Consider the following 20626-nt stretch of genomic DNA (forward strand, 5'->3'; position numbering starts at 1 on the left):
GTTGTGCGAGTCGCCTAGGATTGATTCGTGGCCAAGAAGTTCGACTCCGTATGGACCCGCGCAGCACGGCAGCCCCGGACCTCGGGCCTGACCAGGGACCACATCGTGCAGGCCGCCATTGCACTGCTGGACGAGGAAGGTCTCGAGGCGCTGAGCATGCGAAAACTCGGCGCGCACCTCGGCGCCGGCGCCACCAGCCTGTACTGGTACGTCGCGAACAAGAACGAACTGCTCGAGCTGGCGCTCGACGAGTTCTGGGGCCTGGTCGACGACGGGGGCGGACTGGAGGAAGCGGGCACTCTCCGTGAGGTGCTCACCACCTACGCCTACAACATGCGGTCCGTACTGCTCGCCCACCCCTGGGCGGCCACCCTCATCGGCCAATTGCCGAGCTGGGGGCCGCGGGCCTTCCAGCTCGGTGAACGGCTCCGCCGGACCTTCACGGCGGCCGGTTTCCGGAAGCTGGACGTGTACCTCGCAGGCGGCACGGTGAACAGTTACGTTCTCGGGCAGGTGGTTCCGATCATCGCCATGGAGAAGGCACAGGGCGGCCCCGTCCGGCGGGCGGATCTGGCCGAAACACTGGACGAACTGGCCACGGACTATCCGGCGATGCGTGCCGATTACCGCACCGTGATGCCCGAGGATTCGACGGTCGGCCAGGCGCTCGGCTTCGACTTCGGGCTGGTGTGCGTCCTGGACGGGCTGGAAACCCGGCTGCGTACGCAACGGAACACCGATACGGTATCCGGCGAGACCCGGACCGCCGGCCCGGCGTGAGCAGCACCCGGGGCCATTCCGCACCAGGAAGGATTGCGTGCGCACCGACGACGATTTCCCGGCCCATGTCGCCGACCGTCTGGCCGCCCTGCCCGGAGTCGTCGCGGTTTCACTCGGCGGTTCCCGGGCCCAGGGCACGCACACACCGGACAGCGACTGGGATTTCGCGCTCTACTATCGTGACCGATTCGACCCCGCCGACCTCAGAGCCGTCGGCTGGCCCGGCGAGGTCGCCGATATCGGCGCCTGGGGCGGAGTCTTCAACGGTGGCGCCTGGCTGACGATCGACGGCCGCGCCGTCGACGTGCACTACCGGGATCTCACCGTGATCGAGTACGAACTCGCCGAGGCCGAACAGGGCCGATTCCGCTGGGAGCCGCTGGCGTTCCATCTGGCAGGTATTCCCAGCTACCTGGTGGTCGGCGAACTCGCCGTATCCCGGGTATTACGGGGCGAACTGCCGAAACCCGCATTTCCGGCAGCGATGCGGACGGTGGCGCCACCGATCTGGTGGCGGCAGGCGGATCTCGGCCTGCGCTACGCCCGCTCCGCGTATGCGCCCCGCGGCCGGGTCACCGAAACCGCCGGCGCGCTGGCCACCGCGGCGATGCAGACAGCGCATGCGATCCTGGCGGCCCGCGGCGAATGGGTGACCAATGAAAAACGACTGCTCGAACGCGCCGGGCTGCGGGAGATGGACGCGATCATCACTCGATTGCGCCCGGACCCGGAAGTACTGGCCGAACAGATCGACACCGCCCGGCAGGTGCTCGAGAATACGGCCGCACCGGAACCTGCCATTCGCCCCTGATGTCCGTAGCTACTGTCCGGCTGCACGGCCGCTGCGCCGCAGCTCGGGCGGTATGCGGCTCGCCTCCGGCCGCCTCCGCTTCCGTTCGCGGGTAACGGTGCGGTCTCTCCAAGATCGAACATCACAGCTTCGGTACCAATGGTCTCCCGGGTTGGGCACAGCGGCGGGTCGCCCTTAGGCTCGCGGAGGGCCGAGCACATACGCCCCGATTGCCGCGCCGCGACGGTCTGCCACCATGCGGAAGCCGGCGCCGAATGAAACGAGAACCCGGAGAAGGATGAGGATGAAAAAGATCGTCGTGACCGCCGCCGCGGTTGTCCTGCCCCTCGTCTTCGCAGGCCCGGCCGTCTCCGAACCCACCCCGGCCGAACCGGGCCCACCCGCCGCGGTCCTCGCCGAACCGGCCGCCAGCGGGCCGCTGGGCACCACCTTCCCGATCCGTACGGGCGGCGATATGGCGATAACGGTCCGTTCCTCCGAGGCCGAGGTCGCGCCCCGCACGGCGGATGGTTCGGTACTCGTCTTCGAGGTGAGCGCCGAACAGACCGCGGGTAAGCCGTATTTCCTGCCGACCGTGGACCTGCGGCTGATCACCACGGGCGGCGATATGGTCTACCCGCTCACGAATATCGCCGAGGCATATCCCGGTGGGTTCGTGGAGCCGGGACAGCCGCGCAGCGGGCTGGTCGCCTTCGAGCTGTCCGCACAGCAGCAGCCCCAGGAAATCGTTTTCGCAACGAACGACGATTTCGTCCAAGGCGCCTGGACTCTCTGACAAACGTCAACTCGCAGATGATCAGGCACCGCCCTCGGCATCCTGTCGGGCAGCGGCCCGCCGCAGCGGCACGGGCAGGATCCCGGCACACCCCCGCGCCTGAGCGGCCGAAACCGCATATGACGCGCCGATTTGTCACGACGAGGCATCGTCAAGATCGAGTACTACGCCTTCGGCAAGATCACCGCCGCCCGGGTTCGGCAGACACCGGGCAGGGCATACCCTCGCTGTAGGCCTGGTGCCCTCGCGTGAACGAGTGCTCATGCGTGAGCGTGTGGCCTTGCGGTAACCAGCACTCCGGACGTCGCGGGCCGAGCGGTTCGCACGTCTGCCCGGAACTCGAGCGACCAGTGCCCGGTAGCGACCGAAACCGCCGAAGGAGCACCATGAAAAAGCTCATCACCGCATTCGCGATCGCCCTTCCCGCCCTGTCCGCAGCCCCGGCCGTAGCCGCTCCCGGCCCCGCCGAACCGCCGGCCCCACAAGCAGAGATCCTCGCCGAACAGCCCACCGAAGCGGTGCCGCTGGGAACCCGCATCCAGGTCCAGAGCCTGGGCGATATGGCCGTCACCGTGCGGCCCGCCGGTCAGACCATGCCGCCCCGGATGGATGACGCACAGGTCCTCGTCTACGACGTCGAGGTCGAAGCCTTGGGCGATATCGCTGCCATCAGTGAGTACGACCTCAATATGGCCACCACCGGCGGCGAGAACCTCGGCGCGCTCGCCGATATCCCGGGTGGTTTGAGGTTCGGGGTGCTCGACCCAGGCGAAGTACGGCGCGGACTCATCGCTTTCGAGCTTCCGCACGGGCAGGACCCTGTGGCGATAATCTTCGCGACCGGCAACGGCTACATCCAGGGCACCTGGGCGGCGTGAGTCTTCGGCCGGCGTGCCGGACGCTCGACAGAGGGAAGCGTCCGGTTGCGCGGACGATCCGGTGGGGGTGGATCCAGCGCACCGGGCTCGCTTGCCCAGACCCGGTGCAACGATGGCCGAACCGGTGCAGGTGGTATCAGAGCTGCTTGCCGCGGTCTGTCGACCCAACCGACCGATTACTCCAGTTCGCCCTCGGCCTCCAGGTAGATCTGCCGCAACCGGTCCAGGGTTTCGGTTTCCGGCTCGGCCCACATCTTCCGCTCGGCAGCCTCGAGTAGGCGTTCGGCGATTCCGTGCAACGCCCACGGATTGGACTGCTCCATGAATTTGCGGTTCGTCTCGTCGAAAACGTAGCTTTCGGCGAGCTTCTCGTACATCCAGTCGGCCACCACATCGGTGGTGGCGTCGTAGCCGAACAGGTAGTCCACCGTGGCCGCCATCTCGAACGCGCCCTTGTAGCCGTGGCGGCGCATGGCCTCGAGCCAGCGGGGGTTCACCACGCGGGCACGGAACACCCGGGTCGTCTCCTCGGAGAGAGTGCGCGTGCGCACCGAATCGGGGCGGGTGCTGTCACCGATATAGGCCTCCGGGTTCTTTCCGGTCAGCGCCCGCACCGTGGCGACCATTCCACCGTGATACTGGAAGTAGTCGTCGGAATCGGCGATATCGTGTTCGCGGGTATCGGTGTTCTTGGCGGCCACCGTGATCCGGCGGTACGCGGTACGCATATCGTCGGCCGCGGGGGCACCGTCGAGGTCACGGCCGTAGGCATATCCACCCCAGGTGGTGTAGACCTGGGCGAGATCGTCGTCGGTGCGCCAGCTCTTGGAATCGATGAGCTGCAGCAGGCCCGCGCCGTAGGTCCCCGGTTTCGAACCGAAGATACGGGTGGTGGCGCGGCGTTCGTCACCGTGCCCGGCCAGGTCCGAAAGCGTGTGGGCGCGAACGTAGTTGGATTCCGCGGGTTCGTCGAGCGCGGCGACCAGGCGGACGGCGTCGTCCAGCAGGGCCAGTACGTGCGGGAAGGCATCGCGGAAGAAACCGCTGATCCGGACGGTGACGTCGATCCGCGGCCGCCCCAGTTCCGCGAGGTCGACGACCTCGAGCGAGGTGACGCGACGGCTCGCTTCGTCCCAGACCGGGCGCACACCGAGCAGTGCCAGTACCTCGGCGATATCGTCGCCGGAGGTACGCATCGCCGAGGTACCCCAGACGGAAAGACCCACCGAACGCGGGTATTCGCCGTGATCGGCCAGGTAGCGTTCCAGCAGCGAATCGGCCATGGCCCGCCCGGTTTCCCAGGCCAGTCGCGACGGCACCGCCTTCGGGTCGACCGAATAGAAGTTACGGCCGGTGGGCAGCACATTGATCAGCCCGCGCAGCGGCGACCCGCTGGGCCCGGCGGGAATGAAACCACCGTTGAGAGCATGCAGCACGCGGTCGATCTCGACCTCGGTCCCACGCAGTCGCGGCACCACCTCCGCCGCGGCGAACCGCAGCACGGCAGCCACCGCCTCCCGATCGCCACCGGCGTCACCGAACAGGTCGCCGGAGAACCGTTCGACGAGTTCGTCCACGGCGTCGGGCGACCATTTCGCGGCCTGCAGGGCCACCAGCAGTTCCCGGGCCCGCGATTCCACGGCATCGACCCGTTCCCGCGCTTCGTCGCCGGATTCGCTGAGCCCCAGCGCTTCCCGCAGACCCGGCACCGACATCTCGCCGCCCCACAGCTGCCGGGCGCGCAACATGGCGAGCACCAGATCCACCTCGCTCGCCCCCGCCGGCGCGCGGCCCAGGATATGCAGGCCGTCGCGGATCTGCACATCCTTGATCTCGCACAGCCAGCCGTCGACGTGCAGCAGCATATCGTCGAAGACCTCTTCGTCCGGGCGTTCGGCCAGCCCCAGATCGTGGTCCATTTTCGCGGCCCGCATCAGGGTCCAGATCTGCTGGCGGATGGCGGGCAGCTTCGCCGGGTCCAGCGCGGAGATATTGGCGTGCTCGTCGAGCAACTGTTCGAGCCGGGAGATATCGCCGTAGCTCTCCGCCCGCGCCATCGGTGGAATCAGGTGGTCCACCAGGGTCGCGTGCGCGCGGCGTTTGGCCTGCGTGCCCTCGCCCGGATCGTTCACCAGGAACGGGTAGATCAGCGGTAGATCGCCGAGTGCCGCGTCCGTGCCGCACGCGGCCGACATCCCGAGTGTCTTACCCGGCAGCCATTCCAAGTTGCCGTGTTTACCGATGTGCACCATCGCGTCGGCGCCGAAACCACCCGATTCGATATCGGTGGACAGCCAGCGGTAGGCGGCGAGGTAGTGGTGGCTGGGCGGGAGGTCGGGGTCGTGGTAGATGGCCACCGGGTTCTCGCCGAACCCGCGCGGCGGCTGCACCATCAGCACGATATTGCCGAAGCGCAGGGCCGCGATGACGATTTCGCCGCGCGGATCGGCGGAGGTGTCCACATACAGTTCGCCCGGCGGCGGACCCCACGCCTCGATCACGGCCTCGCGCAGTTCGGCGGGCAGGGTTTCGAACCATGCGGTGTACACCTGCGCGCCGATACGGATGGGGTTGCCTTCCAACTGTTCGGCGGTGAGCCAGTCGGGATCCTGACCGCCGGCGGCGATCAGCGCATGCATGAGCGCGTCGCCGTCGCCTTCGTCGAGGCCGGGCACCGCACCGGCGGCGCCGAGATCGTATCCGGCCGCGCGCAGCTCACCGAGCAGGGCGAGCGTACTGGCCGGGGTGTCCAGGCCGACGGCGTTGCCGATGCGGGCGTGTTTGGTCGGGTAGGCGGAGAGCATGAGCGCCAGCCGTTTCCGTTCGGCCGGGATATACCGCAGCCGAGCGTGCCGGACCGCGATCCCGGCGACCCGGGCGGCGCGCTCCGAGTCGGGTACGTAGGTCGACAGCCCGTCGGCGTCGAACTCCTTGAAGGAGAACGGCACGGTGATGATCCGCCCGTCGAATTCGGGCACTGCGACCTGAGTTGCGACATCCAGCGGGGACAGGCCGTCGTCGTTGTCCTCCCATTGGGCGCGGCCGCCGGTCAGGCACAGGCCCTGCAGTATGGGTACGTCCAGTTCGGCGAGCGCGCCGATATCCCAGGCTTCGTCGTCGCCGCCCGCCGAGGCGGTGGCCGGTTTGGTCCCGCCCGCTGCCAGCACGGTGACCACCAGTGCGTCGGCCTGCCGGAGGGTGTCGAGGAGTTCCGGCTCCGCGGTGCGCAGCGAGGCGCAGTAGATCGGCAGCGGTACCGCGCCGGCGTCCTCGACCGCCGTGCACAGGGCGTCGATATAACCGGTGTTCCCCGCCAGATGCTGGGCCCGGTAATAGACGACGCCGACCGTCGGTTTCCCGGCCACCGGCTCCGGATTTCGGGCGTCCCGTTCCAGCCGGCCCCAACTGGGCAGCTGGACCGGTGGTTCGAACCCGTGACCGGTGAGCAGGACGGTATCGGACAGGAAGTTGTGCAGCTGCCGCAGATTCTGCGGACCGCCGGCCGCCAGGTAGTTGTGCACGTCGGAGGCCACGCCCACCGGAACAGTGGAGCATTCCATGAGTTCGGCGTCGGGCGCCATCTCCCCGCCGACGGCCACCACGGGGAGCCCACTGCCGCGGACCGCGGCCAGCCCGTCCTCCCAGGCCCGTTTCCCGCCGAGGATGCGCACGATCACCAACTCCACGCCGTCGAGCAGGCCGGGTAGATCGTCCACCAGCAGGCGGGCCGGATTCCCCCACCGGTAGTCGGCGCCGCTGGCACGCGCGCTGAGCAGATCGGTGTCGGAGGTGGACAGCAGCAGAATCACAAGAGTGACCTTCCTGGGATGACGCGCCCGTCGGGGTTCGGTGTGCTCGCCGGAGAGGGTCTGGCTGTGTCAGTGGCGCGACCGCACCGGAGTTCCACCGGTTTCCTCGGCACCCGTCGAGCGCTCGCATGGTATCGCGACGGCGGGCCGAGTCCGTCGGCACACCGGGCCGGCGGTCTCGTAGGTCGGGCCGGAGGGTGCCGACGAACCCGCGAAATCCGGTAGCCCAGACAGTTGCCCGGGAGGTAGCCACATGGTTGCCGACAACTGGGTCCACGAATTTAGAGGAATTCGTTGCGGGAAAATTGGACGCTTGCTATGTTGCCTGGGTCACCATCGGCCGCACCGGCCGGGACCGTTCTGGCCGCCCATTCATCGCGGCGGTGAGGGCGTTTTCAACACCACTGAAGGAGTTCACCATGGGTTCCATGGAGGATCTGATCATGGCCCTGATTCCGACTCTCGGCTCGGCCGTGGCGGGCGACGGCCTCTTCGACGTATTCCTGGGCTCCCTCCAGGGCATCATCGCCTGACCGAGCGTCGGCAACCCTCAATTTATCGGAATTCCCACGTGATTTCCGATCGTTCAGCAAGAAAAGGAGAAACGCATGGGCTCCCTCATGGAAATTCTGGGTATGGGCACCGCCAGCGCCGGTGAAATCGGCACGAATCTGGTCAACGCTCTGATCACCATCAGCGGCGGAACGCCGGGCGCCGGCAAGTAGATTCGGCGATCGATTGTGGGGTCCACCCGATTTCTGCGGGTGGACCCCCTCGGCGTGAGCTGGGCGTACCCGAATTCGAACCGATGGACACCCTGCCATCAGGCCGAGGCATATCCCTATTCCCTGCAGGCATGCCCGGACTTGCCGATGGGAAACTCCCGACGACACCGTTAGGCGCAAATGAGTTCCTTCCCGCGGGTCCCCCGGCGAGCGGCTGCGCTGCTCACCGCGGCCGCCTTTCTGACACTCGGCACGGTGGCGAGCACCGCCGCGGACCCGGGCGCGTCCATCGTCTCCCGGACGCCCGGAACCGGACGTTCGGTCGAGCTCACGGTGTATTCCCCCTCGATGCAACGCGATATCGCCCTGCAGGTCCTGCGGCCGGCCGATACCGAAACTCCGGCGCCCACGCTCTACCTGCTGAACGGCGCAGGCGGCGGCGAAGATGCCGCGAGCTGGTCCGCGCAGACCGATCTGGCCGGCTTCTTCGCCGATAAACACGTGAACGTCGTGGTCCCGCTGGAAGGCGCCTTCAGCTATTACACCGATTGGCAACGGCCGGACCCGGGTCTGGCGGAGAATCTCGGAAACAACGGCCGCAATATGTGGGCGACCTTCCTCACCGAGGAACTTCCGCCGGTGATCGATACCGCCTTCGGCACGACCGGCGCGAACGCGATAGCCGGTATATCGATGGCCGCGACCTCGGTCCTCGATCTCACCATCCGCGCACCCGAGCTGTATCGCGCCGCGGCCGCGTACAGCGGCTGCGCGATGACCAGCGATCCGCTGGGGCGGGCTTTCGTCACGCTGGTCGTCAGCCTCGGCGGCGGCGATTCAGAGAACATGTGGGGCCCGGTCGATGGTCCCGGCTGGCGAGAGCACGACCCCTACCTGCACGCAGACCGGCTACCCGATATCCCGATGTACATCTCCAGTGGAACCGGCCTGCCCGGCCGCTACGACACCGCCACCGACCCGCGTCTGCGCGGGGATCAGAAGATGCTGTGGAACCAGCTGCTGGTCGGCGGCGGGATCGAAGCCGCGGCCGACTACTGCACGCGCGCGCTTCAGCGACGCACCCAGGAGCTGGGCCGAACCGATATCGTCTTCGATCTACGACCGGCCGGTACGCATTCCTGGGGGTACTGGGAGGACGATCTGCACCGCTCATGGCCGCTACTGGCCGCGGCGCTGGGTGTCTGATTCCGGACCACCCGGCCGGACATCCGGAAGCCGGCGCCGCCCGTCCTCGTCAGAGGGCGTCGACCAGGTCCCGGAAAGACCGCATCAGGAGTTCCCGGTAACGCTCGGGGTCGGGCATCATCGCCGAATCGGCCTGGAAGGTGATCACCAGTTCGTCGCCTTGCGAGGAGACGAGATGCCGCAGGCCGTCGCCGTCCAGGACCGGCAGCACCCCGAACGCGCGGAGCAGCGGTGCGCCGCGGAAGGCCAAACCCTCGCCGGTCGGCGGAACATTGCTGATAGTGGTGTTGCTAAGCGGGACGGTGTCGACTCCGGCGAACGACCGCTGGGCCCGGGCCCAACCGGCCAGCCGCAGCAGCCACGCCGGCGAGTTCTCCACCCGGGCCGCATACCGCAGAACCGCCGGATCGATGTTGCGGCGGCGTTCCCGGCGAACCGATTCGCGGATCGCGGCCAGCCGCGCCGGTGGGTCGGTGACGTCGGTATGCAGATCGACGGCCATCTGACTGAGTCGGTTCGCCGAGTCCCACTCCGCGATACCGCGCATCGATATGGGCACCATGGCGGCCAGCGATGCCGGCGGCGTCTCCCCCTTCTCGCCGAGGTAGCCGGCCAGCGCGCCGGATACGACGGTCAACATCACATCGTTGACCGTCGTACGCTCCGGGAAGCGGGCGCACGCGGCTTTGACCTCGGATAAGGCCAGTGTCACCTGATCGACCGTGCGGCCGGGACCGGTCGCACGATTGAACCGGGTGGCGGGCCGGGTGGGCAGCGGCTCGTCCAGCAGTCCGGCCGCGGCCCGGGTGCGCACTTCGGTCCGGGCAGCGGCGGCGCGACGCAGGCCGATCGCGAAACAGGCCAGGCGATAGGGAAAGAGCAACGCCGCGCGCACGGCCACGACCGGCGCCCGCCACGGCGCGCCGCCCGCAGCGGCCTCGGCCGTCCGCCCGCCGAACAGTTCCGCTTCCAGTTCACGGGTGGCCACCCCGTCCCCGGCACTGTGGTGGAACTTCAGCACCACTACAGTCGTCGGCCCGGGCGCGCCCGGAACCCCGTGTACTCGGTCGAAGAAGTGAAACTCCCACGGTGGCCGGTCGAGGTCCACCCGGACCGCGGCGATTTCACCGAGTCGGCGCCGGACCGTACCCCAGTCCACACCGGCCGGCTCGACGAGCACATGGTCGGCGATATCGAAGGCCGGGTCCGGAACCCAATAGGGCAGGTCCAAGTCGAACGGCACCCGGCGCAACCGGCGGCGGAACAGGGGGGCGAGCCCGATTCGGTCATGCGCCCAGCGCGCCGCCGCGGCGGTATCGAGCAATTCCGCACCGCGGGAATCGAATACATACACCGCAACGATGGACGAAGGATGCCGGTCGGTTTCGTCGTAGTAGAACACGGCATCGCGTGGCGCCAATTGTTCCGTAACTGCCCGGGTTTCCGCTCCGGCCGTGCCGGCCACGCTGTCCATTCCTGCGCTCATACCTGTTCCTACGGACCGATATCGTGATGGAAAGAATGCCCGCAGGAAAGCAGGCATACCGATCGACACTATCGCGATCACCGGCCGGACCGAGGCGAATCGGATATATTCCGGAACAGCAGAATTCGGACCGGGGAAACAGGTGGCAACAGTCCGCCGGCGGTCGGTTCGCAATTCTGCGCAGGAAATCCTTTCCTTCCCGGCGGAGGACGCCGAGCCCGACCCGATCGACCGGCCCGCGGGCCCGTGCCCACCCGGCACCTCCCCGCAACGACCGGAGCCGGGGAACCTGGCCGGGGCCCGCCTGCGGCCGGGGTGACGGTCCGCGCCGAGCGTCCCGGACAGCGGGGACATAACGCCCTCTATTCTATTGCCGAGTATTAGCTCTGTTCGAAGGTTCGGCATCGGCGCTTCGACGGAGCCGGCCGGCCCGCACGCTGTTCCGGACGCGCGAGCCGGACAAGTCACGGCGACCGCCGAACACCCGGTGCGGACCTCGTATCCTGGTCGGGTCATGTCACGTACCACCGCCGATTCCTGCCCGGGCGTCCTCCGGTTACACGAAGCCGCCGACGGACCACTGGCGCGGGTCCGCATACCCGGCGGCCGGCTGCTGCCCCAGCAGATTCAGGCACTGGCAGCGGCCGCGCACCGGCTCGGCGACGGAAACATCGAACTGACCTCCCGCGGCAATGTGCAGCTGCGCCAGGTACGCGATGCCGCCGAACTCGCCGGCCTCCTGGGCGACGCGGGACTACTGCCGAGCCGGAGCCATGAGCGGGTCCGCAATATCATCGCCTCCCCGCTGTCCGGGCGGATCGGCCCGCATCCCGATATCCGGCCGCTGGTGACGGCGCTCGATACACGGCTGCTCGGCTCCCCACGGCTGGCCGGCCTCCCCGGCCGCGTGCTGTTCACGGTGGACGACGGCCGCGGTGATGTGAGCGGCCTGCGCCCCGATATCGGAATACACGGGCTGGACGACGACCGTTTCGCACTGTTGCTCGCCGGCCGGGACAGCGGGGTCCGGATACCGGCATCCGCGGCGGTCGACACGCTGGTCGCCGCCGCGCACGGCTTCCTGGAGCTCGGGACCGGCCAGTGGCGCCTCCAGGAGATCGACGACGGCGTCGCACGCCTCACCGGCCTACTGGGCTGCTCCCCCGGCACCGAACGTCTGGAAATCGCCGAGGCGGCCGGCCCGCCGATCGGCTGGCTGCCGCAGGACGACGGGCTCGTAGCACTCGGCGCCGGAGTGCGCCTCGGTTCGCTCCCCGCGCGCACCGCCGAATTCCTGGCCGCCATCGAACGCCCGATTCTGCTCACCCCGTGGCGCAGCCTGGTGATCACCGATCTCGAGGAGGGGCCGGCCGAGCAGGCGGTCCGGGTACTCGCGCCGATGGGGTTGCTCTTCGATGCCGACTCACCGTGGCTACAGATCACCGCCTGCGCGGGACAGCCGGGTTGCGCGAAAGCCCATACCGACGTCCGCGCCGATGCCGCGGCCGCGGTCGAAGCGGGCCGCACCACCGCGACCGCAACTGTGGAAGCCCGCGCCGTTTCCGCCGAGGCGGTCGTCACGGCGGGCCGGCAGCACTGGTCCGGCTGCGGCCGGCGCTGCGGCCGGCCGGCCGGACAGATCACCGACGTCACCGCTACGCCGGATGGTTACCAGGTCGGCTTCCCCGCCGACTGAAGCGGGCTCATACGCATCAGAGGTTCCGCCTGCGGCCGCCCCACCGCCGGTCGGCGACGTGAACGCCACGGCTCGGGCCGGGAGACCACCTGCGCGGGAGCCGCCGGCAGGTGGGTGACCCGTACGCGGGACACCCAGCCGCCGACCGGGTTCAGGCTCCGCGGACCCGCTCGATTCCGGCGTAGGCCCGCGGCGCGTAGCGCAGGCGCTCCGGAAGCAGCGGCCAGACGGTCCGCACCGTCGTCGCGAAAAGGCCGAACAGTTTCCGGTCGAGCGGACTCCAGTGCAGGTCGAGGATTTCGCGTGCCCGTTCGGGCATCAGTGCGTTGGCCAGCCAAACGTTGAACGCCATGACCGGCCGCCAGATCACCGACCACACCGGCTCCGGGATACCGGGTACGGCCGGGATCCGGACACTGCCGAGGCGGAGCGCGAAATCGGTGGTCTGGTTGGCTTCCAGCACCTCGTCGATGGTGCGGTTCCAATACTCTTCGAACTCGGCGTAGTCGGCGACCAGCACCCGGTCGGACAGGCCGTACATCCGCCACCAGGTGACGCCCTCGGCGATCAACTGATCCTTTTCTGCGACGGTCAGCGGGGTGCCGAAATGTTCGTTCAGGGCGAGGGTGAGTTCGACGAAGGTGGCGTGGGTCCACCAGTACACGTCGGGGTTCAGCGCGTGGTACCGCTCGCCGCGGGAGTCGGTGCCCTTGAGCGGGCGGTGGTAGTCGCGGACCCGGCCGGCCTGCGCCTCGCCGTCGGCATCGTAGATCATGCCCTGGATCTGCGGCAGGGAGCGGATCAGGCGGTCCCAGGGGTCGGCGAAGAAGTTCGAGTGGTCCTGGAGCGCTGCGCCTACCGCCGGGTGCATGTTCTGCAGGATGCCGGTGCGCCCGAGGAACAGCATGTTCCGCAGGTCACCGGCGTACTTCCAGGTCAGCGAACCGGGTCCGATCGGTGCGCCCACCGGGGCGGACTCGACATCGGTGTTCGGAGCACCCATGGCCGGATCTCCTTCTCTCTCCGAGGTGAAGCTCTGAGATGGATGCTAGTTCACCATTTCATCCTCTCAGGCGATCGGGTGGGGTAAAGCACACCGCTCTCGCCAATCACCGCGTCACGGAGGTCACTTTGTCGTATCGTTGTCCAGACTCTTGTCCATACAGATGTTCATGTGAGTTCGGAGCCATCGTCCGGCGGCGCGGCGGGCCCGGGGCGGCGAGAAAGCGAGTACACGATGAAGACCAAAGGCGCTCTCATCTGGGAATTCAACCAGCCGTGGCAGATCGAGGAGATCGAAATCGGCGACCCGCGTAGACACGAGGTCAAAGTCCAGCTCGAAGCCGCGGGGATGTGCCATTCCGACCACCACCTGGTCACCGGCGGTATCCCGATGATGGGTTTCCCGGTCCTCGGCGGTCACGAGGGCGCGGGCAAGATCATCGAGGTCGGCGAGGCGGTCGAGGACCTCGCGGTGGGCGATCATGTGGTGCTGTCCTTCATCCCGTCCTGCGGTAAATGCCCGTCGTGTCAGGCCGGGCTGCGCAACCTCTGCGATCTGGGCGCGCTGCTGCTCGCGGGCACCTCGGTGACCGACGGCTCGTTCCGGATCCAGGCCCGCGGCCAGGACGTCTATCCGATGGCCCTGCTGGGCACCTTCTCCCCGTACATGGTGGTGCACGAGAGTTCGGTGGTGAAGATCGATCCGTCGATCCCGTTCGAGGTGGCCTGCCTGGTCGGTTGCGGTGTCACCACCGGCTACGGGTCGGCGGTACGCACCGCCGATATCCGGCCCGGCGAGGATGTCGCCGTCATCGGGCTGGGCGGGGTGGGCATCTCGGCGCTACAGGGCGCCGTCCACGCCGGCGCCCGGTACATCTTCGCGGTCGACCCCGTGCCGTGGAAGCGGGAACAGGCGCTGAAATTCGGTGCGACCCACGCCTACGCCACCATCGAGGAGGCCACCGCCGCGTGCGCGGAGATCACCTGGGGCGGTATGGCCAAAAAGGTGATCGTCACCGTGGGTGAGGTACACGGCGAGGATGTCGACAGCTGGATGGGGATCACCGCCAAGGCGGGCACCTGTGTCCTCACCGCCATGGGCAGCCTCACCGAGAACCAGGCCACCCTGAACCTGTCCATGCTCTCGCTGTTGCAGAAGAACCTGCAGGGCACCATCTTCGGCGGCGGCAACCCGCATTACGATATCCCGCATCTGCTGTCGATGTATCAGGTGGGCAAACTGAATCTCGACGATATGGTCACCCGGCAGTATCAGCTCGAGGATATCAACGAGGGTTACCAGGACATGCTCGCCGGGCGCAATATCCGCGGCATCATCCGCTATACCGACGCCGACCGGTGAACGCGACGCCCGCCGGTCGTTACGCGCGCCGCAGGGCGAGCACCGGAATCGTGCGGATACCGCGGGTCTTCTCCTCGTACTCGGCGAATCCCGGGTAGCGGCGGGCCTGTTCGGCATAGATCCGGTCCCGCTCCGTGCCCGATATCTCGGTGACGGTGACCGGATAGGTCTCGGTGCCGCGTTCCACCGTGGCCTGCCCGGCCGCGGTGAGGTTGTGGTACCAGTCCGGGTGGGTCGGCGCACCGGCTTTACTCGCGAATACGTAGATGAGGTCGCCGGGTTTCTGTTCGTCGGGCAGGTACATCGTCGGTGCCACCGATTCCCGCCCGGTTCGGCGGCCGCGATGATGCAGGAGCAGCATCGGCGCCCCCTCGAACGGTCCACCGACGCGTCCCTCGTTCGCGCGGAATTCCGCGATGATCTGTTCGTTCCAGTTGTCGGCCATGTCCCGGATTATGCCGCCGCCCACCCCGCCACGCCCGGCACCGCCGACCTGTGGCGCGCGTCCCGCTACATCCGGCTGTCCGCGGTCGGCGCTTGCCACACTGGGTTTCATGGCGTTCACGAACGATCCCGACGGCGACCGGTTCTTCGCGCTGCGCACCTACCGCACCGACGGTTCCCCGGTGAGCACCCCGATCTGGCTGGCGCCCGCCGGCGGCCGCTGGTACGGGTACACACCGGGCCGGTCCTGGAAAGTCCGGCGGATCCGCGCGCATCCCCGGGTCGACGTCGCACGCTGCACATTCGACGGCACCCCGACGAGCCCCTGGCGTCCCGGCACCGCCCGGATACTGCCCGCGGATCAGGTGCGCACGGCGAAACGGGCGCTGACCGCCAAGTACGGCACCGGGTTCCGGGTCTTCGTCCTCACGACTCTCATCGGCCGCTTCCGGCCCCATGGCGGACAAGCAGTCGGGCTGGAAATCGACGTCCCGGACGGTCTACCGAAGCTGCGGCGCTGAGACCGGGTCGCCTCACCGCAGTCCCGGCGCAGCGTTACTGCTGTACCGCCGTGGCCCGGCGATGGCTGCACGGCACCGGCGACGGCGGCTGCGATCGCGATGCACACCGCAGCCGTGCCGGGACATCCGGCACCGCGGTGAGCCGACGGACCGGTTCACCGCGCAGATGTCGGGCCGAGTTGATATGAATCCCTCGGCGAACCGGACCGACGGGCCGGCATGACGAGAGGCGGCACAACAGCATGATCGGCGACCATCTGGAGGAATTCGGCGGACTGCCGGCCTTCGATTTCCCCGAGCCCGAGCCGAAACCGGTCACGGGGGCATTACCCGCGGCGGCCGCGGTGGCCTGGCGCATCTCCGAAACAGGCTGGGAAGGCGACCGCACCTGGGAAGAGACCTTCACCCGGTTCCTCGATTCCGTGGATACCGCGGCGGTGACGGCGCTGATCGCCGGTAACTGGCCGGACTCCTACGATTCCACGGCCGATGTGGTGATCGAGTCGCTGATCGCGGCCCGGAAGCGGTTGCCCCGGCTGCGCGCGGTCTTCCTCGGCGACATCACTTTCGAGGAGTGCGAGATCTCCTGGATCAAACAAGGACATATCGCACCCCTGCTGGCAGCGTTTCCCGATCTGGCGGAACTCGGTGTGCGTGGTAGCTCAGGCCTGGTGTTCGACAGCGTCCGGCACGAAAACCTGCGGAAACTGACGGTGGAAGCGGGCGGGTTACCGGCCACGGTGGTCCGGGGTATCGCCGCGAGTGAGCTGCCGGCGCTCACCCATCTCGAATTATGGCTGGGCACTGCTGATTACGGCGCCGACGCCGAACCGGCCGATCTGGCACCCGTACTCGGCGGTGAACAGTTCCCGGCCCTGCGGCATCTGGGGTTGCGCAACAGCGAGATCCAGGACCGGATCTGTGCAGCGGTGGGCGCCGCGCCCGTCGTGGCCCGGCTGGAGTCCCTGGACCTCTCGCTGGGTGTCCTCACCGACGAGGGCGCTGCCGCTCTACTCACCGGCCAGCCGCTGACCCATCTGCGCAACCTGGATCTGCACCACAACTATCTCAGCGAGGAGATGGGGGCCCGGCTGCGGGCGGTGCTCGAACCCGCCGGGGTGCAGCTGAACCTGGACCCCGACGATGCGGAGGAGGATTCCGACGGCGACGAGATCTGGCGTTACGTATCGGTCGGCGAATGAATCATGCCGCGACCGCGCGGCTCACACTGTTCCGAGCGATTCCGCCACCGCCAGCAGATCGGCCGGAGTGCCGCCCATGATGCGGGCCGCGTGCTCGGTGATCGCCTCGACCGGCCAGTCCCACCAGCGCGCCCGCAGCAGCGTCTCGACCTCGTCCGGCGCGAAGCGGGTCCGGACGGGGCGGGCGGGATTGCCCGCCACGATCGCGTAGGGCTCGACATCCTTGGTCACCACCGAATGCGCGGCGATCACGGCACCGTCACCGATACGCACGCCGGGCATGATCGTGGCCGACCGGCCGATCCACACATCGTTGCCGATCACCGTATCGGGTGTCGGCTCGATCGCGGTGAAGACCTCGAGCGTGTTCTCCGTCCACGAACCACCGAACATGGTGAACGGGTAGGTGGATGGGCCGGCCATGGGATGGTTGCCGCCGGGCATCAGGAAGGTGGCCCGGGGTGCGATCGCGGTGAACCGGCCGATCACCAGCCGTTGGGGACCGTAGTTGTAGAGGACATTTCCCTGCTGGAACGGCACCCCGCTGCCCTCGTCGTCGAAGTAGGTGAACGCGCCCACCTCGATGAACGGGGAGTCGACCTGATTCGCCAGGAACACCACGTTCGTCAGGTCCGCACGAGTGGACGGATGTAGTTGCATCGGATCGGGCGCGGCCACTATGTCCTCCTGTATCGCACCGAGGCCGGCGCTTGGAGCGCCGGCCGACCGTGCCGACTCTACGGAGCCCGCGCGATAACCGGCCGAACCGGACCGCGAACCCCTGACCGGCCGGCCCCTCCGGCGTCGGTGAGTCCGCGACCCCGGCGTGGTCGAACCCGATCGGGTGATGCCGGGCATCCGCCCGGCCGAGATGCCCGCGCGTGGGAGGACGCAGAACCGGCAACTCAGGAACGGACGCCGGTGCCGGCGCCCCACCCACACCGGCCCGGCCGGCGCGGCCCGGCATAAGGTGTGCCCATGTCCGATACACGCACCGGCTATCTCACCGACGCGGGCGAGATCTATCGCCGATCGTTCTCGATCATTCGCTCCGAGGCCGAACTGGACCGGTTTCCGGCGGATATCGCGCAGGTGGTGGTGCGGATGATCCACGGCTGCGGCCAAGTGGATCTGGCGGGCGATATCGCGTTCACGCCCGGTGTGGTGGCGGCGGCGCGCAGCGCCCTGCGCGGTGGAGCGCCCATCCTGTGCGACGCGAACATGGTGGCGTCGGGCGTCACCCGCACCCGGTTACCCGCCGGCAACGACGTGCTGTGCTGGCTGCGCGATCCCCGGGTTCCCGATCTCGCGGCCCGCCTCGGGACCACCCGCTCCGCGGCGGCGCTGGAGCTGTGGCGCGACCGCCTCGAGGGGGCCGTGGTGGCCATCGGGAACGCGCCGACCGCGCTGTTCCACCTGCTGGACATGGTCGCCGCCGGCGGGCCCGCGCCCGCGGCGGTGCTCGGCATACCGGTGGGTTTCGTCGGCGCCGCCGAATCCAAGGAAGCCCTCACCGAGTGCTCGGGCCTGGAGTATCTGACGGTCCGCGGGCGGCGCGGCGGCAGCGCCATCACCGCCTCGGCCCTGAACGCGATCGCGAGCGAAGCGGAATGACCGTGCGGACCGGAAAACTCTGGGGTGTCGGACTGGGTCCCGGCGACCCCGAACTGGTGACGGTGAAGGCGGCGCGGATCATCGCCGAAGCCGATGTGATCGCGTTCCACAGCGCCCGCCACGGCCGCAGTATCTCGCGGGCGATCGCGGAACCGTATATGCGGCCGGGGCAGCTCGAGGAACACCTGGTGTATCCGGTGACCACCGAGACCACCGACCATCCGGGCGGCTATCAGGGTGCCATCGACGAGTTCTACGCCGCGGCTGCCGAACGGCTGGCCGCACATCTGGCGGCGGGCCGGTCGGTGGCGTTGCTGGCCGCTGGGGATCCGCTGTTCTACAGCTCCTATATGCATATGCATCGGCGGCTGGCCGGCCGGTTCGATGCGGAGATCGTCCCGGGTATCACCTCGGTGAGTGCGGCGACGGCGGCACTGGGGACACCGCTGGTCGAAGGCGAACAGGTGCTCACCGTGCTCCCCGGCACCATGGCGCCCGACGAACTCACCCGCCGGCTCGCCGGCAGCGATGCGGCCGCGATCATGAAACTCGGCCGCACCTATCCGGCCGTCCGCAAGGCGCTCGCCGACTCCGGCCGGCTCGACCGCGCCTACTACGTGGAACGGGCCAGCACCGGCCGCGAACGCATCCTGCCCGCCGGCGATGTGGACGAATCCCAGGTCCCCTATTTCGCGATCACCATCGTGCCGGGGCCGGAACCGACGACGCTGCTGCCCGCCGGGCGAAATCACGAGATAACCGGGGCGGATGGCGGCAACACCGACGGTGCCCCGGCCGTTCGGTCCACTGGGCAGGGTGCCGCGCGACGGCGTGACGGCCACGAGGCGACCACACTCGAACCCGAATCGGGGACGAACGCAGCCTTCGGCACATCCGGGCATCCCGGTTCTGCGCGGCAATCCGGAAGCGGTCCCGGGGAGGTCGTCGTAGTGGGACTCGGTCCGGGCGACACCGCGTGGACCACCCCGGAGGTCACCGCGGCGCTCGCCGCCGCGACCGATCTCGTCGGCTACACCACCTACATCGACCGGGTGCCGGAACGCGCCGGTCAACGCCGCCACGCCAGTGACAACCGGGTGGAATCCGAACGCGCCGCCATGGCGCTGGATCTCGCCGCACGCGGCGGCCGGGTAGTCGTGGTGTCCTCCGGCGATCCCGGGGTGTTCGCCATGGCGGCCGCGGTGCTCGAGGAGTCCGCCGACCCACAGTGGGCCGGGGTGCCGGTACGGGTACTCCCCGGGGTGACCGCGGCGAATGCCGTGGCCAGCCGGGTGGGTGCACCGCTGGGCCATGACTACGCGACCATCTCGCTGTCCGACCGCCTGAAACCGTGGGAGGTGGTGGCGCGCCGGCTGGCGGCCGTCGCGGCCGCCGATATGGCGATCGCTGTCTACAACCCGGCGTCCAGTAAACGCACCTGGCAGGTCGGGGCGATGAAAGACATTCTGCTCGAACACCGCACACCGGAAACCCCGGTCGTTCTGGGGCGCGATGTCGGGGGTCCGCAGGAGTCGGTGCGGGTAGTGCGGCTCGGCGAACTAGACCCCGCCGAAGTGGATATGCGCACCCTGCTGATCATCGGGGCCTCCACCACCGCCGTGGTCGGTGGCGACGCACCGCGGGTTTTCACCGCACGGCGATATCACGGCTGACACCTCGATCCGATAGCATTCCACTATGGAATAAGATCGGGGAAAGGGGATACCGTGGTGAACGGCAATCGGAAGCGGCCGCTGAACTCCACGGCCGCCTCGCTGCTGGGATTCCTGCACGAGGGGCCGATGTCGGGGTGGGATCTGGTGACACTCGCGCAGGAGCGAATCGGCGATTTCTGGACCATCACCCAGAGCCAGGTCTACCGGGAACTGGCGACCATGGACGCGGCGGGTCTGGTGGTGAAGGGGGAAACCGGCGCCCGGGAGCGCACCCCGTATCGGATCACCGAGGCCGGGCGCGCGGAATTCGCCGAATGGATCGCACGCGATCCGAGCGCGGAGACCATCCGATTTCCACTGCTGCTCACCCTGCATTTCGGCGGTCACCTGGACCGCGCGCATCTGGCCGCCATCATCGAAAGCAGTCGTAAGGTGCACCAGGAACGCCTGGACCGCTACCGGACCGAATCAGCCGCGACGATGCCCCCGTTCGCGCGCGCCACCCTCGAGTTCGGGATCGGTTACGAGCGCGCGGTTCTGGACTGGTTCGACCGGCTACCGGAAATCCTGACCTCCTGAGGAACCAACCATCCCATCGCCTGGAAACGTGAACTCCTCGCTCGACAGCTCCGCGGTCG

At 68.2% G+C, this 20626-nt stretch carries 17 protein-coding genes; 12 read left to right on the forward strand and 5 right to left on the reverse strand.

Going from position 1 to position 20626, the window contains the following annotated elements; genetic code table 11:
* The first annotated feature begins 27 nt into the window (after window positions 1-27).
* From IU448_RS05085 to IU448_RS05100, 4 genes are all read left to right on the forward strand, one after another.
* Complete coding sequence (locus IU448_RS05085; RefSeq protein WP_195054288.1) at window positions 28-780, forward strand: TetR/AcrR family transcriptional regulator; 753 nt, start codon at window positions 28-30, stop codon at window positions 778-780.
* Window positions 781-817: 37 nt separating this feature from the next.
* Window positions 818-1591: a nucleotidyltransferase domain-containing protein gene (locus tag IU448_RS05090; RefSeq protein ID WP_195054289.1), complete on the forward strand. Its 774-nt coding sequence runs from the start codon at window positions 818-820 to the stop codon at window positions 1589-1591.
* Window positions 1592-1874: 283 nt separating this feature from the next.
* A complete protein-coding gene (locus IU448_RS05095; protein ID WP_195054290.1) occupies window positions 1875-2366 on the forward strand; it encodes a hypothetical protein in 492 nt (163 codons plus the stop codon).
* 386 nt (window positions 2367-2752) lie between these two features.
* Window positions 2753-3244, forward strand: a complete 492-nt coding sequence (locus tag IU448_RS05100) for a hypothetical protein (protein WP_195054291.1) — start codon at window positions 2753-2755, stop codon at window positions 3242-3244.
* A gap of 176 nt (window positions 3245-3420) precedes the next feature.
* Here the strand turns inward: IU448_RS05100 and cobN are convergent, their stop codons facing one another.
* Window positions 3421-7053 carry a cobaltochelatase subunit CobN gene (gene cobN, locus IU448_RS05105; protein ID WP_195054292.1) on the reverse strand — a complete coding sequence of 1211 codons (3633 nt, stop codon included), beginning with the start codon at window positions 7051-7053 and terminating at the stop codon, window positions 3421-3423.
* Window positions 7054-7958: 905 nt separating this feature from the next.
* Between cobN and IU448_RS05110 the strand changes: the two genes are divergently transcribed.
* Window positions 7959-8984: an alpha/beta hydrolase gene (locus tag IU448_RS05110; protein WP_195054293.1), complete on the forward strand. Its 1026-nt coding sequence runs from the start codon at window positions 7959-7961 to the stop codon at window positions 8982-8984.
* Window positions 8985-9033: 49 nt separating this feature from the next.
* Here IU448_RS05110 and IU448_RS05115 read toward each other — a convergent pair whose 3' ends face one another.
* Window positions 9034-10470 carry a wax ester/triacylglycerol synthase family O-acyltransferase gene (locus IU448_RS05115; protein ID WP_228812026.1) on the reverse strand — a complete coding sequence of 479 codons (1437 nt, stop codon included), beginning with the start codon at window positions 10468-10470 and terminating at the stop codon, window positions 9034-9036.
* Window positions 10471-10984: 514 nt separating this feature from the next.
* On the opposite strand from IU448_RS05115, the gene cobG reads away from it, so the two are divergent.
* The gene (gene cobG / locus IU448_RS05120; RefSeq protein WP_195054294.1) at window positions 10985-12166 is read left to right on the forward strand and encodes a precorrin-3B synthase; all 1182 of its coding nucleotides are present in this window, start codon (window positions 10985-10987) and stop codon (window positions 12164-12166) included.
* A 151-nt stretch (window positions 12167-12317) separates the two neighbouring features.
* Here cobG and IU448_RS05125 read toward each other — a convergent pair whose 3' ends face one another.
* Window positions 12318-13169 carry an oxygenase MpaB family protein gene (locus tag IU448_RS05125; RefSeq protein ID WP_195054295.1) on the reverse strand — a complete coding sequence of 284 codons (852 nt, stop codon included), beginning with the start codon at window positions 13167-13169 and terminating at the stop codon, window positions 12318-12320.
* Window positions 13170-13403: 234 nt separating this feature from the next.
* Between IU448_RS05125 and IU448_RS05130 the strand changes: the two genes are divergently transcribed.
* Window positions 13404-14531 (forward strand): NDMA-dependent alcohol dehydrogenase, encoded by a 1128-nt coding sequence (locus tag IU448_RS05130; protein WP_195055041.1) that lies wholly within the window; start codon window positions 13404-13406, stop codon window positions 14529-14531.
* A 19-nt stretch (window positions 14532-14550) separates the two neighbouring features.
* Here the strand turns inward: IU448_RS05130 and IU448_RS05135 are convergent, their stop codons facing one another.
* The gene (locus tag IU448_RS05135; RefSeq protein WP_195054296.1) at window positions 14551-14976 is read right to left on the reverse strand and encodes a nitroreductase family deazaflavin-dependent oxidoreductase; all 426 of its coding nucleotides are present in this window, start codon (window positions 14974-14976) and stop codon (window positions 14551-14553) included.
* 109 nt (window positions 14977-15085) lie between these two features.
* Here IU448_RS05135 and IU448_RS05140 point away from each other — a divergent pair, with 109 nt between their 5' ends.
* A complete protein-coding gene (locus IU448_RS05140) occupies window positions 15086-15496 on the forward strand; it encodes a PPOX class F420-dependent oxidoreductase (protein WP_195054297.1) in 411 nt (136 codons plus the stop codon).
* A 242-nt stretch (window positions 15497-15738) separates the two neighbouring features.
* Window positions 15739-16698, forward strand: a complete 960-nt coding sequence (locus IU448_RS05145) for an STM4015 family protein (protein WP_195054298.1) — start codon at window positions 15739-15741, stop codon at window positions 16696-16698.
* A gap of 21 nt (window positions 16699-16719) precedes the next feature.
* Here the strand turns inward: IU448_RS05145 and IU448_RS29535 are convergent, their stop codons facing one another.
* Window positions 16720-17376: a CatB-related O-acetyltransferase gene (locus IU448_RS29535; RefSeq protein ID WP_324188511.1), complete on the reverse strand. Its 657-nt coding sequence runs from the start codon at window positions 17374-17376 to the stop codon at window positions 16720-16722.
* 300 nt (window positions 17377-17676) lie between these two features.
* Here IU448_RS29535 and IU448_RS05155 point away from each other — a divergent pair, with 300 nt between their 5' ends.
* The 3 genes from IU448_RS05155 to IU448_RS05165 all read left to right on the forward strand — a co-directional run bounded on the left by IU448_RS05155 (window position 17677) and on the right by IU448_RS05165 (window position 20567).
* A complete protein-coding gene (locus tag IU448_RS05155) occupies window positions 17677-18312 on the forward strand; it encodes a precorrin-8X methylmutase (protein ID WP_195054299.1) in 636 nt (211 codons plus the stop codon).
* Complete coding sequence (locus tag IU448_RS05160) at window positions 18309-19985, forward strand: precorrin-2 C(20)-methyltransferase (protein ID WP_195054300.1); 1677 nt, start codon at window positions 18309-18311, stop codon at window positions 19983-19985. The genes IU448_RS05155 and IU448_RS05160 overlap by 4 nt, the downstream gene beginning before the upstream one ends.
* A gap of 129 nt (window positions 19986-20114) precedes the next feature.
* Entirely contained in the window at window positions 20115-20567 is a 453-nt protein-coding gene (locus IU448_RS05165) for a PadR family transcriptional regulator (RefSeq protein WP_228812272.1), read from the forward strand.
* The last annotated feature ends 59 nt before the right edge of the window (window positions 20568-20626 follow it).

The organism is Nocardia flavorosea (assembly GCF_015477805.1).
GTDB classification, from domain to species: Bacteria; Actinomycetota; Actinomycetes; order Mycobacteriales; family Mycobacteriaceae; genus Nocardia; species Nocardia flavorosea_A.

Excerpts from the sequence above, each read along its gene's own strand:
- IU448_RS05095 (WP_195054290.1), top strand. The coding sequence starts at position 1,875 with ATGAAAAAGATCGTCGTGACCGCCGCCGCGGTTGTCCTGCCCCTCGTC.
- IU448_RS05100 (WP_195054291.1), top strand. The coding sequence starts at position 2,753 with ATGAAAAAGCTCATCACCGCATTCGCGATCGCCCTTCCCGCCCTGTCC.
- IU448_RS05110 (WP_195054293.1), top strand. The coding sequence starts at position 7,959 with ATGAGTTCCTTCCCGCGGGTCCCCCGGCGAGCGGCTGCGCTGCTCACC.
- IU448_RS05115 (WP_228812026.1), bottom strand. The coding sequence starts at position 10,470 with ATGAGCGCAGGAATGGACAGCGTGGCCGGCACGGCCGGAGCGGAAACC.
- cobG (WP_195054294.1), top strand. The coding sequence starts at position 10,985 with ATGTCACGTACCACCGCCGATTCCTGCCCGGGCGTCCTCCGGTTACAC.
- IU448_RS05125 (WP_195054295.1), bottom strand. The coding sequence starts at position 13,169 with ATGGGTGCTCCGAACACCGATGTCGAGTCCGCCCCGGTGGGCGCACCG.
- IU448_RS05130 (WP_195055041.1), top strand. The coding sequence starts at position 13,404 with ATGAAGACCAAAGGCGCTCTCATCTGGGAATTCAACCAGCCGTGGCAG.
- IU448_RS05135 (WP_195054296.1), bottom strand. The coding sequence starts at position 14,976 with ATGGCCGACAACTGGAACGAACAGATCATCGCGGAATTCCGCGCGAAC.
- IU448_RS05140 (WP_195054297.1), top strand. The coding sequence starts at position 15,086 with ATGGCGTTCACGAACGATCCCGACGGCGACCGGTTCTTCGCGCTGCGC.
- IU448_RS05145 (WP_195054298.1), top strand. The coding sequence starts at position 15,739 with ATGATCGGCGACCATCTGGAGGAATTCGGCGGACTGCCGGCCTTCGAT.
- IU448_RS05155 (WP_195054299.1), top strand. The coding sequence starts at position 17,677 with ATGTCCGATACACGCACCGGCTATCTCACCGACGCGGGCGAGATCTAT.
- IU448_RS05160 (WP_195054300.1), top strand. The coding sequence starts at position 18,309 with ATGACCGTGCGGACCGGAAAACTCTGGGGTGTCGGACTGGGTCCCGGC.
- IU448_RS05165 (WP_228812272.1), top strand. The coding sequence starts at position 20,115 with ATGTCGGGGTGGGATCTGGTGACACTCGCGCAGGAGCGAATCGGCGAT.